Annotated in this window: 13 protein-coding genes and 1 pseudogene; 10 read left to right on the forward strand and 4 right to left on the reverse strand. The window is 63.7% G+C overall.

Going from position 1 to position 12,864, the window contains the following annotated elements; translation table 11 throughout:
- Positions 1-717 (reverse strand): hypothetical protein (locus HNP00_RS23590; RefSeq protein WP_260405138.1); only part of this gene is annotated, 717 nt, incomplete at its 3' end.
- Here HNP00_RS23590 and HNP00_RS23595 point away from each other — a divergent pair.
- The 9 genes from HNP00_RS23595 (at position 670) to xerD (ending at position 9,938) form a co-directional block, all read left to right on the forward strand.
- Entirely contained in the window at positions 670-1,509 is an 840-nt protein-coding gene (locus HNP00_RS23595; protein WP_260405139.1) for a hypothetical protein, read from the forward strand. The two genes, HNP00_RS23590 and HNP00_RS23595, sit on opposite strands and share 48 nt — an antisense overlap.
- Complete coding sequence (locus tag HNP00_RS22685; RefSeq protein WP_184741979.1) at positions 1,502-2,491, forward strand: HAD-IIA family hydrolase; 990 nt, start codon at positions 1,502-1,504, stop codon at positions 2,489-2,491. Before HNP00_RS23595 ends, HNP00_RS22685 begins: the two co-directional genes overlap by 8 nt.
- Before the next feature lie 9 nt (positions 2,492-2,500).
- Positions 2,501-2,725 carry a hypothetical protein gene (locus tag HNP00_RS22690; RefSeq protein WP_184741980.1) on the forward strand — a complete coding sequence of 75 codons (225 nt, stop codon included), beginning with the start codon at positions 2,501-2,503 and terminating at the stop codon, positions 2,723-2,725.
- A gap of 2 nt (positions 2,726-2,727) precedes the next feature.
- Positions 2,728-3,540, forward strand: coding sequence for a TlyA family RNA methyltransferase (locus HNP00_RS22695; RefSeq protein WP_184741981.1), 813 nt, complete (start codon positions 2,728-2,730; stop codon positions 3,538-3,540).
- 13 nt (positions 3,541-3,553) lie between these two features.
- The gene (locus HNP00_RS22700) at positions 3,554-4,576 is read left to right on the forward strand and encodes an NAD kinase (RefSeq protein WP_184741982.1); all 1,023 of its coding nucleotides are present in this window, start codon (positions 3,554-3,556) and stop codon (positions 4,574-4,576) included.
- Between the two features lie 3 nt (positions 4,577-4,579).
- The gene (gene recN, locus HNP00_RS22705; protein ID WP_184741983.1) at positions 4,580-6,319 is read left to right on the forward strand and encodes a DNA repair protein RecN; all 1,740 of its coding nucleotides are present in this window, start codon (positions 4,580-4,582) and stop codon (positions 6,317-6,319) included.
- A 221-nt stretch (positions 6,320-6,540) separates the two neighbouring features.
- On the forward strand, positions 6,541-8,283 hold the full coding sequence (locus HNP00_RS22710) for a CTP synthase (protein WP_184741984.1): 1,743 nt from the start codon (positions 6,541-6,543) through the stop codon (positions 8,281-8,283).
- A gap of 27 nt (positions 8,284-8,310) precedes the next feature.
- The gene (locus HNP00_RS22715; RefSeq protein ID WP_184741985.1) at positions 8,311-8,973 is read left to right on the forward strand and encodes an NUDIX hydrolase; all 663 of its coding nucleotides are present in this window, start codon (positions 8,311-8,313) and stop codon (positions 8,971-8,973) included.
- 2 nt (positions 8,974-8,975) lie between these two features.
- Entirely contained in the window at positions 8,976-9,938 is a 963-nt protein-coding gene (gene xerD / locus HNP00_RS22720) for a site-specific tyrosine recombinase XerD (protein WP_221451750.1), read from the forward strand.
- A gap of 30 nt (positions 9,939-9,968) precedes the next feature.
- On the opposite strand, the gene HNP00_RS22725 is transcribed toward xerD, so the two are convergent.
- The gene (locus HNP00_RS22725) at positions 9,969-10,691 is read right to left on the reverse strand and encodes a hypothetical protein (RefSeq protein WP_184741987.1); all 723 of its coding nucleotides are present in this window, start codon (positions 10,689-10,691) and stop codon (positions 9,969-9,971) included.
- A 53-nt stretch (positions 10,692-10,744) separates the two neighbouring features.
- Here HNP00_RS22725 and HNP00_RS22730 point away from each other — a divergent pair, with 53 nt between their 5' ends.
- The gene (locus HNP00_RS22730; protein WP_184741988.1) at positions 10,745-11,248 is read left to right on the forward strand and encodes an 8-oxo-dGTP diphosphatase; all 504 of its coding nucleotides are present in this window, start codon (positions 10,745-10,747) and stop codon (positions 11,246-11,248) included.
- A gap of 77 nt (positions 11,249-11,325) precedes the next feature.
- On the opposite strand, the gene HNP00_RS22735 is transcribed toward HNP00_RS22730, so the two are convergent.
- Positions 11,326-12,477 carry a bifunctional 2-methylcitrate synthase/citrate synthase gene (locus HNP00_RS22735; protein ID WP_184741989.1) on the reverse strand — a complete coding sequence of 384 codons (1,152 nt, stop codon included), beginning with the start codon at positions 12,475-12,477 and terminating at the stop codon, positions 11,326-11,328.
- A gap of 70 nt (positions 12,478-12,547) precedes the next feature.
- Positions 12,548-12,864 (reverse strand): annotated as a pseudogene (locus HNP00_RS22740) (methylisocitrate lyase); the annotation flags it as partial.

Genomic DNA, 12,864 nt, shown 5'->3' on the forward strand with positions numbered 1-12,864 from the left:
CGTCCGAGTTTTGGTGATCGCGATCGTAAGCCGTTCGGTGATCGTCCTCGTCGTGATGGGGATGCGAGGCCGAGTTTTGGTGATCGCGATCGTAAGCCCTTCGGCGACCGTCCGCGCCGTGAAGGCGACGCGCGTCCGAGTTTTGGTGATCGCGATCGTAAGCCGTTCGGTGATCGTCCTCGTCGTGATGGGGATGCGAGGCCGAGTTTTGGTGATCGCGATCGTAAGCCGTTCGGTGATCGTCCGCGTCGTGATGGGGATGCGAGGCCGAGTTTTGGTGATCGCGATCGTAAGCCCTTCGGCGACCGTCCGCGTCGTGATGGCGACGCACGGCCCAGCTTTGGTGATCGCGATCGTAAGCCGTTTGGCGACCGCCCGCGCCGTGAAGGCGACGGTGAGCGCCGCAGCTTCGGCGATCGGCCCGAGCGCGGCCCCCGCAAGTTCGACGGCCCCCGTACCGACGGACGCAACTTCGGCGGCGGAACCCGGGAAGAGCGCCCCGCACGGGTGCCGAATGCGGCGGATCTCCGTAGTGCCAACCGCCCAGACCGCGATCGTTCCCCCGAGATCGACGACGACGTTACGGGCCAGGAACTCGACCGGGTCACCAAGCACCAGATCAAGACCCTTGAAGGCACCAATGCCGAATGGGTTTCCAAGCACCTTGTGATGGCCGGCCGTCTCATCGATATCGACCCTGAGTTGTCCTTCCAGCACGCCCTGGCCGCCAGCCGCCGTGGTGGCCGCTTGGCGGCCGTCCGTGAAGCCGTGGGCCTGACCGCCTACGCTGCTGGCCACTATGGCGAGGCGCTTCGCGAATTCCGCACGTACCGCCGGATCAGCGGATCCAACGTCCATTTGCCCCTCATGGCTGACTGCGAACGCGGTCTGGGGCGGCCGGACCGCGCGCTGGACGTCGTCCGTTCTCCCGAAGCACAAGACCTCGACGCCCCCGGCAAGGTTGAGCTCGCAATTGTGGCCTCCGGAGCCAGAACCGACCTTGGCCAGTTGGACGCCGCAGTGGCCGAGCTGGAGATCATTCAGCTCGACATCAACCGCGCCTTCTCCTACAGCCCGCGCCTGTTCCGCGCTTACGCTGACGCCCTGACGGCCGTGGGCCGCGCAGAGGAAGCCGGCAAGTGGCAACGCCAAGCAATCGTTGCGGAGAATGCCCTCGGCGTAGGAGAGTTCGAAGACCCGGACATCATCGACCTCGGCGAAGACGATGAACGCGAAGCTCCCAAGCCCCGCTTCAGGAACTTCGACGAAAAACCCGAGCGAGCCGAAGAGCAAAGCACCGAGGCCGCCCCGGTACGCGCGGAGACAGTCCCCGATTCTGAAGCCCCGGAAGACGATGAAGTAGAACTCGACGACGTCGAGTCTGACTACTTTGAGTCCGACGACGCCGAGTCGGACCGCGATTCCGTCGAGGACACCGAAGAAGACGAGGATACCGAAGAAGACGGAGAAGAGCTTTCCGAGGACGGCGAAGAGACCAAGAATGACTGAGGCCTCGCTGGTTTCGCATTTTGACGCAGTTCTGTCTGATCTGGACGGAGTTGTCTATGCGGGTCCGCACGCTATTCCTGGCGCTGTGGAATCCCTGCAGCGCCTTGAATCGGTGGGGGTGCGGCTTGGCTATGTGACCAACAACGCCTCCCGTACCCCTGCCCAGGTTGCGGCGCATCTTCGTGAGCTGGGGGCTCCGGCGGAAGACAACCAGGTGGTCAGCTCTTCGCAGGCTGCCGGAGACCTTCTGGCAGGACTCCTGGCTCCGGGTTCGCGCGTCATGATTACTGGCAGCGCGGCGTTGGCCCATGAAATAGAACTCGTCGGCCTCACGCCCGTCCACACCGCCGAAGAAAAGCCAGTGGCTGTAGTCCAGGGCTTTAATCCGGAAATCGCGTGGAAAGACCTGGCCGAGGCGGCCTATGTCGTTGCAGCAGGTGCCCTTTGGGTCGCCACAAATACGGACATGTCCATCCCCCAGGCCCGCGGTATCGCTCCCGGAAACGGGACCCTCGTTGCCGCTGTCGCATCTGCCACGGGCAAGCAGCCGCGAGTCGCAGGCAAGCCGGAGGCACCTCTTTTCCACTCCGCCGCGCGGCGGCTGAAGTCCGAACGGCCGATCGTCGTCGGAGACCGTCTGGACACCGACATCCTCGGCGGCAACCGCGCGGGTTTCGCGACAGCCGCGGTCCTCACCGGCGTCGACACGCCCGGTTCCATTCTTGCTGCACGCAGCTCGGAGAGGCCCGGTTACCTGCTGGCGGATCTCACGGAACTGTACGAGCCGTACCCCGAGATCGTCGAGGAGGGCAGCGCCTTCCGTTGCGGAAAGGCAACTGCCCAAGTCCAGGACGGCCTGATCACCGTCTCCGGGTCCGAGAACGATCTGGACGCTTGGCGTGCCGCGTGTGCAGCCTGGTGGGCCGTCAATCCAGACGCGGCAGAGGCTACTTCGCCGCGGCTCGAATGGCTCGAAAACTAGACTGGTGCAATGAGCGAGTTGAACGATCTCCCGGGAAGCGCCGTCGAACCGAGCGCCGTCGAACCGCACGATGCTCCGTGGCCGGACGACACGGTCTCCACCGGTGATGCAGCCGTCGATTTGACCCTGGAAAGGCTGGCGGACATCCACTCCGTCGCAGTGGCCGAGCACAGCGTTATATACTCCGAGGTCCACGACTCCTTGTTGGCGGCCCTCAACGCCGACGAACGCTGAGCATGGTCAGGCTCGACCAGGAACTCGTCAGCCGTGGATTGGCGAGATCGCGTACTCATGCCGCGAAACTTATTGCGGACGGAAAAGTCAGTTCGGGAGGCAGCGTTCTCGCCAAGGCGGCACAACAGGTCTCCGAAGTGACCGAACTGGATGTTCAAGCCCACGCCGAGGACGTGTACGTCAGCCGTGCCGGCCACAAACTGGCCGGAGCGCTGGAGGCGTTCCCTTCGGTCGTCGTGGAAGGGAAACGATGCCTCGACGCCGGAGCCTCCACCGGTGGCTTTACTGACGTGCTGCTCCGGCAAGGTGCCGCGCACGTGGTGGCGGTCGACGTCGGGCATGACCAGTTGGTGCCGTCCTTGCGGAGCGATCCCCGCGTCGCAGTCCATGAGGGCCTCAACGTCCGCTACATGACTCCGGAGCAGATCGGGGGCCCGGCCGCGCTCACTGTGGCGGACCTGTCCTTCATTTCCCTCACCTTGGTTCTGCATCCGCTCGCGACATGCACCAAGCCCGGGGGAGACCTGGTGCTCATGGTGAAGCCGCAATTCGAGGTCGGCAAGGAACGGCTGAGCAGGACCGGAGTGGTCACATCGGACCACGAACGGCGGCGCGCGGTAGCCCAAGTCGCCAAAGCGGCCGTGGACGCCGGGCTTGAACTTTGCGGCCTCGCACCGAGTCCCTTGCCGGGCCAGGACGGAAATGTGGAGTACTTCCTGTGGATAAGACGCAGGATTCAGGCGGACTTGCCTAAGATCGAAGAGCGGGACGAGGAAGTTGCTGCACTGATGGAAAGAATCTGGACCACCCACTAGAAAGCGGAACACCATGAGCAGGCGCGTTTTGGTCCTTGCCCACACCGGGCGTGAGGACTCCCTTCGCGCGGCCTGGGATGCCTGCGGGCAGCTCCACTACTCTGGCCTGATTCCCGTGATGCAGAAATCTGAACTGGATGACATCGAACGCTTCTACGGTGTGGTGGATAAGCCGATCGAAATCCTCCATGAGGATGTCCGTTTGGAGGACGTCGAACTCGTCATGGTTCTTGGCGGCGACGGCACCATCCTGCGCGCGGCTGAGCTGGTCCGCAACGTCGACGTTCCCTTGCTGGGCGTCAACCTTGGACATGTCGGCTTCCTTGCCGAGAGCGAACGGGCCGATCTTGCCCAGACTGTCGAATGGATTGCCAGCCGCGAATACACGGTGGAAGAGCGCATGACCATCGATGTCCAGGTGTGGGTCCGCGGCCAGAAGATCTGGCACACCTGGGCCCTCAACGAGGCCGCCATTGAAAAAGCGGACCGGGAGCGCATGATCGAAGTAGTGACCGAAGTGGACGAACGTCCACTGACGTCCTTTGGCTGCGATGGAGTGGTTCTCGCTACCCCCACGGGCTCCACGGCCTACGCGTTCTCCTCCGGCGGGCCGGTGGTGTGGCCGGAGGTGGAGGCCTTGGTGATCGTCCCCATCAGCGCCCATGCCCTCTTCGCCAAGCCCCTTGTAGTTTCGCCACGGTCCAACCTTGCCGTGGAGATCCTCACCCGTACCGACGCCCAAGGCGTGCTTTGGTGCGATGGCCGACGCTCCGTGGACCTTCCGCCCGGTGCCCGCATCGAAGTGACCCGGTCCACTCGGCCCGTACGGCTTGCGCGCACCCATCAGACCCCGTTTTCTGCGCGGCTCGTGCGGAAGTTTGAGCTCCCCATCCACGGCTGGCGAGGCCCGGCACCCCGTTCGGCGGACATCCACACCGGTCCTACCCCGGTGGTCAGGACTTTCAAGCCCAGCCCTTTGCCAACACCCCAGGATGTGCGGACAGGCAGAACGGCCGATCCCACAAAGGAGATGTAAACCATGATCGAGGAACTCCGGATCCGTGATCTCGGCGTCATCACCGACGCCACGTTGCCGTTGGGCCCCGGCCTGAGCGTCGTCACGGGCGAAACCGGCGCCGGCAAGACCATGGTGGTCACCGCCGTCGGCCTCCTTCTGGGAGCGAGGTCGGACGCCGGCGCGGTGCGCTCCGGCGCCAAGTCAGCCTCCGCGGAGGCTCGGTTGTTGCTTGATCCGGCTCACGCCGCCGTGGAACGGGCCGTTGAGGCCGGCGGGGACGCTGAAGAGTACGACGGCGGCACCCAGCTCCTGCTTGCCCGCACAGTGGGCGCGGACGGCCGCAGCCGCGCCTTCGTGGGTGGCCGGTCGGCGCCTGTGGGCGTGTTGGCAGAACTTGGCGAAAGCCTGGTGGTGGTGCACGGCCAGTCGGACCAGATCCGGCTCAAGGGTGCCGTGGCGCAGCGGCACGCGCTGGACCGCTTCGCCGGGGTCGATCTCGCCGCGGCGCTGACTGAGTATCAGGAACTTTACCGTCATTGGAGGTCCAGCCAGACGGAGCTCGATACACTCCGCGGCGAGGCCCGGGAGAGGCTGCGCGAGGCGGAATCGCTCGCAGTCGCGCTCAACGAAATCGACGACGTCGATCCACAGCCGGGCGAGGACGAATCCCTCAAGGCCGAGGCAGTGAAGCTGGCGAACGTGGAAGAGCTCCGCATCGCCGCAGCGGCAGCCCATGAAGCACTGATTTCGGAGGAATTCGGCGAAACAGCCGATGCCACGACGCTGATTGACTCCGCCAAACGGGCGCTGGACCAGGTTTCCGAACATGACGAAGCGTTGGCGGGAGCCGCCGCACGGCTCGCCGAAATCGGCTTCCTCATCAACGACATCGCGGGGGAGCTGTCCAGCTACCAAGCCTCCCTGGACTCCGAAGGGCCCGAACGGCTTTCGGAGATCGAGGAGCGGCGCGCAGCACTGGCCAAACTCATCCGGAAGTACGCTCCAAGCATCGACGAGGTCTTGGAATGGGCAGCAGCGTCGAGGACCCGGCTGGACGAACTGCAGGATGACTCGAGCCGGATCGAAGCCCTTGACGCCGAGGTGACTGCCGCGGAATCAACATTGCGAAAGCAAGCCGCGCGCATCTCGAAGTCGCGATCGAAGGCGGCGAAAGAACTCTCCGCGCGCGTGAGCGCGGAACTCACCGCTCTTGCCATGGCCGATGCGACCCTGGTGATCGAGGTGGACAGCCAAGGACAGTTGGGGCCGCACGGCATCGACGACATTTCCTTCCTGCTGCAGCCGCACTCAGGGGCGCCTGCCCGTCCGCTCGGCAAGGGCGCGTCCGGTGGTGAGTTGTCCCGGGTCATGCTCGCCATCGAGGTGGTACTGGCTGCAGTGGATCCGGTGCCGACGTTTGTCTTTGACGAAGTAGATGCTGGAGTGGGTGGGCGTGCCGCCGTCGAGATCGGACGCCGCCTGGCCATGCTGGCGCGCCATGTCCAGGTGCTGGTGGTAACCCATCTGCCACAGGTTGCCGCGTTCGCGGACCAACACATTCGGGTCACCAAGACCTCGGTCAGGGGAAGCGACGGCAAGACCGCCACGGGCTTCACGTCCAGCGACGTCCAGCTCCTCGATGACGGGGAACGAGTGAAAGAGCTTGCCAGGATGCTGGCAGGACAGGAAGACTCGGAGTCTGCGCGGGCTCATGCCCAGGAGTTGCTGGACGACGCGAAGCTTCTGCCCCAGCAGGCTTAGCCGGCTAGCTCTGACGTAGGACTGCCGTAGGACATCAGTCACATCCCGGGCTTGCCGTGCCCGAACCGGCGCACGCGAAGGGTGCTGCCGGGCTGGGGATTTCCGAGCGCCTGACCCGTTTTTACCGGTTCGGGTGGACTTTACTCTTGATCCTGGCCCCATGGCAGGGGACTATTGAGCATTTGGGAAAACGGCTAGCGGATCCTTTGGAGGCGCAATTGATGATAGGCTCGAATTCCGTGGTGCAGCGATCAAATTCCCGTGTAAATTCCCGGTTCCCGGGCTCGTCCAAGACGACCAAACACATCTTTGTCACTGGCGGTGTGGCGTCCTCGCTCGGTAAGGGGCTGACGGCTTCGAGCCTCGGCCATCTGCTGCGGGCACGCGGTTTGTCTGTAACTATGCAGAAGCTGGATCCCTATCTGAACGTGGATCCGGGCACGATGAACCCCTTCCAACACGGCGAAGTCTTCGTCACTGACGACGGCGCCGAAACCGATCTCGACATCGGACACTACGAGCGCTTCCTCGATGAAAACCTCGAAGGTTCGGCCAACGTCACGACCGGCCAGATCTACTCGACCGTCATCGCGAAGGAACGGCGAGGCGAGTACCTCGGCGACACCGTCCAGGTCATCCCGCACATCACGGATGAGATCAAGCGGCGCATGCGCCTTCCCGCTGAAGGCAAGAACGCTCCGGACGTCATCATCACCGAAATCGGCGGCACGGTTGGCGACATCGAGTCTCAGCCTTTTCTGGAGTCCGCACGCCAGGTCCGCCAGGACATCGGCCGCAACAACGTCTTTTTCCTCCACGTCTCGCTGGTGCCGTACATCGGCCCCTCGCAGGAGCTGAAGACCAAACCAACGCAGCACTCCGTTGCCGCCCTGCGCTCCCTCGGCATCCAGCCGGAAGCGATCGTGATCCGCTCAGACCGCGAAGTGCCCGACGCTATGCGCGAAAAGATCGGCCGCATGTGCGACGTCGATATTGACGCCGTGGTCAACGCCGCCGACGCTCCCAGCATCTACGACATTCCCAAGACGCTGCACTCCCAGGGCCTTGACTCCTACGTCGTCCGAGCCCTGGACCTCCCGTTCAAGGACGTCGACTGGACCAGCTGGGACAAGCTCCTCGAAGCTGTCCACAACCCCAAGCACCACGTTGAAGTTGCCCTCGTGGGCAAGTACATCGACCTCCCGGACGCTTACCTGTCCGTGACCGAGGCCTTGCGTGCCGGCGGTTTCGCGAACGAAACCAAGGTCAAGATCCGTTGGGTCCCGTCCGACGAATGTGAAACCCTCGAGGGAGCCACCAAGTCGCTGGCCGGCGTCGATGCGATTTGTGTTCCCGGCGGCTTCGGCATCCGTGGCTTGGAAGGCAAACTGGGCGCTCTTAAGTTTGCCCGCGAGACCAAGCTTCCGGTGCTGGGCCTGTGCCTGGGCCTGCAGTGCATGGTCATCGAGTACGCCCGCAACGTGGTGGGCCTTGAAGGCGCATCCTCCAGCGAGTTCGAGCCCGACTCCAAATACCCGGTCATCGCAACGATGGAAGAGCAGTTGGACATCGTGGACGGCAAGGGCGACCTGGGCGGCACCATGCGCTTGGGCCTCTATGAAGCCAAGCTGGACGAAGGCTCCGTCGTTGCCGAGACCTATGGGGCAACGACGGTCAGCGAGCGTCACCGCCACCGCTACGAAGTGAACAACAAGTACCGCGAGCAGATCGCGGCCGAGGGTTTGGTGTTCTCCGGAACGTCTCCCGATGGCAAGCTGGTTGAGTACGTGGAACTGCCGCGCGAAGTACACCCGTATTACGTGGCAACGCAGGCCCACCCGGAGCTCAGCTCCCGGCCCACGCGTCCGCACCCGCTGTTTGCGGGCCTCGTAAAGGCTGCGCTGGAGCGCCAAGCAGGCGTTGATTCGGCTGCGAAGTCGGCTCGCAAGGTAGCTGCGAAGTAATCGCTCACTCAAACGAAGGACGGCGCGATGCCCGGTATTTCTGAAACCCCCAGTTCTTTTCGGAAGGTTTCGGACATGCCGAGCCCGCGCCGTCTTTTGTCGTCCAACAAGGTCTACGAGGGCCGAGTTTGGGACGTCGTCAGCGATGCCTTCGAGCTGGGCGAAGACACCGGGGCTTTGGTCCGCGACTACATCGACCATCCTGGCGCCGTCGCAGTGTTGCCGATGAATGTCGACGGCGAAATCCTGTTGATCAAGCAATATCGCCACCCGGTCGGCATGGATCTGTGGGAAATTCCGGCCGGGCTTCTTGACGTGGCGGGCGAAGATTTTGTGGTGGGTGCCGCCCGGGAACTCGCCGAAGAGGCCGATCTCACCGCCGCCACGTGGAATGTCCTGGTGGACTTCTTCAATTCGCCTGGATCTTCGAGCGAGGCGATCCGAATCTATCTGGCACGGGGACTGGGTGATGTCCCCGAGACCGAACGGCACGTCCGCACGGAAGAGGAATCGGAAATCGAGCTGGTGTGGGTGCCGCTCGACGAAGCTGTTTTGGCAGTGCTGGAGGGCCGCTTGCACAACCCGTCCGCCGTCGTCGGGATCCTTGCCGCCGCGGCCGCCCGCGCCGATGGTTTCAGGAGCCTGCGTCCGGCCAATGCCCCGTGGCCAGCCCACCCGAGCCAGCGCTGACCATGCCCCAGCTTGCGGAGACCCGGATTCAAACTGCCATTGACCGGGCCGTCACGGATTACCTGCAGCACCTTGGCGTGGAACGCGGACTCGCAAGCAACACGTTGTCCGCCTACCGTCGGGATCTGTCCCGCTATTCGAACTTCCTGGCAGCATCCGGCGTCGACAAACCGGGCAGTATCTCCCGCCACGACGTCACCGCCTTCGTCCAGGCACTCGCCGACGGCTCGGATGGTGGTGCCGCTCTCGGCGTCCGCTCAGCGGCCCGCACGGTAGTTGCCGTCCGCGGGCTCCATAAGTTTTGGGCTTTGGAAGGGACGACGACGGCGGACCCCGCCAGCGACGTCCACCCGCCAATGCCAGGCAAGCGCCTGCCGAAGGCCATTAGCGTCGGCGAAGTGACCCGGATCCTCGAAGCGGCCGGTGCCGATACCGCCACCGGGTTGAGGGACCGGGCCCTTTTGGAGTTCCTCTACTCCACGGGCGCCCGGATCAGCGAAGCTGTGGGGCTCGACGTCGACGATGTCTCCCTTGAAGCGGAAGCCGACGGGCCCGCGATCGTACGGCTGTTCGGAAAAGGCTCGAAGGAGCGCCTGGTGCCGTTGGGGTCCTACGGTGCGCGCGCCGTCGACTCCTATGTGGTTCGCGGACGGCCCGCGTTGGCCGCCAAAGGAAAAGGGACTCCGGCGCTGTTCCTGAATGCCCGCGGAGGCCGGATCAGCCGACAGAGCGCCTGGACCATTCTTAAGACCGCGGCGGAGAAGGCCAACATCACCAAGGACGTCTCCCCTCACACCCTCCGGCATTCCTTCGCCACGCATTTGCTAGAGGGTGGCGCGGACGTCCGTGTGGTGCAGGAACTCCTGGGCCATGCCTCGGTGACCACCACGCAGGTGTACACCTTGGTTACCGCCGACACCTTGCGCGAGGTGTACGCAGCCGCGCATCCGCGGGCGCTCGGCTGACCCAGGCCACCTACCGCGGGCTGGTACCGGTTACGCCAAGACCTTGAATGTCAGCTCCACCGCACTCAAGAACAGAGCCAGGACAGACATGCCCAGTCCGGCCACGAGAAGAAGCCCCGGGTGGGCCAGACCCACTACGACTCGCCGTAGCCTCGACCGGGAGCGCAGGAATTTCTTTGGCACCCGTGAGCTGGCGGGACTTTGGCTCCAGCCACGCAGACGACGCAGAAACCAGGCGCAGCGGACAATAAATGCCATCCACAGCACGGAAATGACAAGAGGGACTGCTGCCACGAGCAAGTTGAAGCCTAAGGACGTGACTTCGCGCTCGGAATTTCCGGCTGCGGCCTGCACGGTGGTGGAGATGGAGGCGCCCATGATCACCGAAATGCCCCACACCAGGAAAGCCGTCACCAAGGCAAGGAACCGCACGAAGAAATGGCCCAGCACTGATTCGCTCTGGGGTCTCAAATGCCTGCGGGGAGTCGCGTTCAGCACCGCAAGGGTGGACAGCAGGGTCGGTAGTGCCGCCATGCCGACCAACAGGTACCAGCTCCAACCGGCTATGTCGAGGAACTCATCGAGGACGATCAACAATGCCCAGAATCCGGTCCATGCCCACCCGGCGTAGAGCGGATACCGGACCACCCAGTCAGGCAGCCAGGCATCGGCTGCCGGCCTTGTCGGGGTGACGTTCTCTCCTGGCGGGGAGCCCGCCGTCGTCGTCGGCCCTTCACCCCCATCCACGCTCATGGGCCAACTGTAGCAAGGACACATGCGCCGACCCGCGGAGTTAGGCTTGGTCAATGACTCCAGCCCACGTCACCCTTTGCTTCCTGCTCCGCGACGGCGACGCCGGCAAAGAAGTGCTCCTTGGCCGGAAGAAGACCGGCTTCGGCACCGGGAAGATTGTGGGCGTCGGCGGGCACGTAGAATCCGGAGAGACAGCCGCCGAGGCTGTATGCCGGGAGGTCGACGAAGAGATATTCGTCCATGTGGAAGAGGAACATCTCATTCCTGCCGGGACAGTGGACTTCGTGTTCCCCGCCAAGGCGGAGTGGAACATGTTCACCACGGTGTACCTGACAGAGCAATGGACCGGTGAACCGGCCGAAAGCGATGAAATCGCCCCACAGTGGTACCGGGTGTCGGGACTACCCGTCGAACAGATGTGGGCCGACGCCGAACACTGGTTGCCTGCCATGATTTCCGGCCAGCGCATCGCAGTGGAGGTCGTGCTCGCCGGTGACAACGAAAGCGTCGCCGAAGTTCACACCGCCGAGTGGCTGGATTCGGGAGCAGCGCGTTAGCCTTCGGAAAAATACAACAAACGACGACGGGCCGGCACCCCACGGAGGTGGCCGGACCGTCGTCGCACCGTCAGAAATTACGGCAGGTGCCGTTCATCCACGCCGTTGTATTCGCTCAGCGGGCGGATGAGGGAATTCGATCCGAGTTGCTCCATGATGTGTGCTGTCCAGCCGGTGATGCGGCTAGCGACGAACAGCGGGGTGAAGGTCGGGGTGTCGAAGCCCATGAGGTGGTAGGTGGGTCCGGCGGGGTAGTCGAGGTTTGGCTTGATTGCCTTGGCTTCGTCCATGGCCTGTTCGAGGCCGTTGTACAGGCCCAGGAGTTCTGCCCGGCCGTAGTGGGCGATCATCTTGTCCAGTGCGGCCTTCATGGTGGGCACGCGGGAGTCGCCGTGCTTGTAGACGCGGTGCCCGAATCCCATGACCTTCTTCTTCTGCGCCAGGGCGTGTTCCATCCAGGTCTTTGCCCGGCTGGCGGCGTCTTCGAGGGATTCCTCGGTGCGGATGCCGATTTCCTCGAAGGTGTGCATGACGGCCTCGTTGGCGCCGCCGTGCAAAGGTCCTTTGAGGGCGCCGATTGCCGCGGTGACCGCGGAGTGCAGGTCCGAGAGAGTGGAGGTGACAACACGGGCCGTGAAGGTGGACGCGTTGAAGGAGTGCTCGGCGTAGAGGATCATCGAGACGTTGAACGCCTTCACGACCTCTTCCACCGGGTCCTCGCCGAAGGTCATCCACAGGAAGTTCGCGGAGTAGCCAAGGTCGTCCCTCGGCGCGACGGGTTCGATGGGCTGTCCGTCCGCGCGTCGGCGGCGCTGGTCATAGGCAACCACCGCAGGCATGGCGGCGAACAGGTCAATTGCCTTGGTCATGTTGGCTTCCGGCGTGGAAACCTCGGCCAGCGGGTGCCGTGCCCCCAGCACCGAAGCGGCCGTGCGGCACACATCCATCGGGTGGGCCGTCGTCGGGAGCGTATCGATGACCTGCTTCACCACAGGGTCAAGGGCGCGGCCCGCGCGCTCGCGGGCTGTGAATTCTGCAAGTTCTTCCGGCGTGGGCAACTCACCGTTCCACAGCAGGAAGGCAACTTCTTCGAAGCTGCACTTGGCGGCGAGTTCCTGCACGGGATATCCGCGGTACAGCAGCGAGTTGGTGTCCGGGTTGACCTTGGAGATCGCGGTGTAGTCCACGACGACGCCGGCCAGGCCCTTCTTGATCTCTTCAGCAGCCATGCTGAACTCCTTCGTTCATCGGCAAGCGCTCCTGGATGACCGGAGCGCCTGCATCCCTTGGTTGATCCAGTTACCGGCTGAGCCCAGGAATCTGGAAGTTGAAAACGCTCGTGTCGAAGTGGTTGTAGGCCTCGTAGTCCACGAGGTCATAGAGCCGCGCACGGGTGAGCATGTTCTCCACCTGCGCCTCCTGCGTTCCTGTGGCCTTGATCGTTTCCAGCGTACGCTCTGCAGCCCCCATAGCAATGCGGAGCAGGGTGACGGGGTAGATCACCATGTTCACGCCGACGGCCTGGAGCTGTTCGGTGGTGAAGAGATCGCTTTTGCCGAACTCGGTCATGTTGGCCAGGATCGGCACGTCCACGGCTTCGCGGATGGCTTGGAACT

This window comes from Arthrobacter sp. AZCC_0090, from assembly GCF_014207375.1.
Lineage (GTDB): Bacteria > Actinomycetota > Actinomycetes > Actinomycetales > Micrococcaceae > Arthrobacter.

Bases quoted from the DNA above. Each gene is read 5' to 3' on its own strand.
- HNP00_RS23595 (WP_260405139.1), top strand. From the start codon at position 670: ATGGCCGGCCGTCTCATCGATATCGACCCTGAGTTGTCCTTCCAGCAC.
- HNP00_RS22685 (WP_184741979.1), top strand. From the start codon at position 1,502: ATGACTGAGGCCTCGCTGGTTTCGCATTTTGACGCAGTTCTGTCTGAT.
- HNP00_RS22690 (WP_184741980.1), top strand. From the start codon at position 2,501: ATGAGCGAGTTGAACGATCTCCCGGGAAGCGCCGTCGAACCGAGCGCC.
- HNP00_RS22695 (WP_184741981.1), top strand. From the start codon at position 2,728: ATGGTCAGGCTCGACCAGGAACTCGTCAGCCGTGGATTGGCGAGATCG.
- HNP00_RS22700 (WP_184741982.1), top strand. From the start codon at position 3,554: ATGAGCAGGCGCGTTTTGGTCCTTGCCCACACCGGGCGTGAGGACTCC.
- recN (WP_184741983.1), top strand. From the start codon at position 4,580: ATGATCGAGGAACTCCGGATCCGTGATCTCGGCGTCATCACCGACGCC.
- HNP00_RS22710 (WP_184741984.1), top strand. From the start codon at position 6,541: ATGATAGGCTCGAATTCCGTGGTGCAGCGATCAAATTCCCGTGTAAAT.
- HNP00_RS22715 (WP_184741985.1), top strand. From the start codon at position 8,311: ATGCCCGGTATTTCTGAAACCCCCAGTTCTTTTCGGAAGGTTTCGGAC.
- xerD (WP_221451750.1), top strand. From the start codon at position 8,976: ATGCCCCAGCTTGCGGAGACCCGGATTCAAACTGCCATTGACCGGGCC.
- HNP00_RS22725 (WP_184741987.1), bottom strand. From the start codon at position 10,691: ATGAGCGTGGATGGGGGTGAAGGGCCGACGACGACGGCGGGCTCCCCG.
- HNP00_RS22730 (WP_184741988.1), top strand. From the start codon at position 10,745: ATGACTCCAGCCCACGTCACCCTTTGCTTCCTGCTCCGCGACGGCGAC.
- HNP00_RS22735 (WP_184741989.1), bottom strand. From the start codon at position 12,477: ATGGCTGCTGAAGAGATCAAGAAGGGCCTGGCCGGCGTCGTCGTGGAC.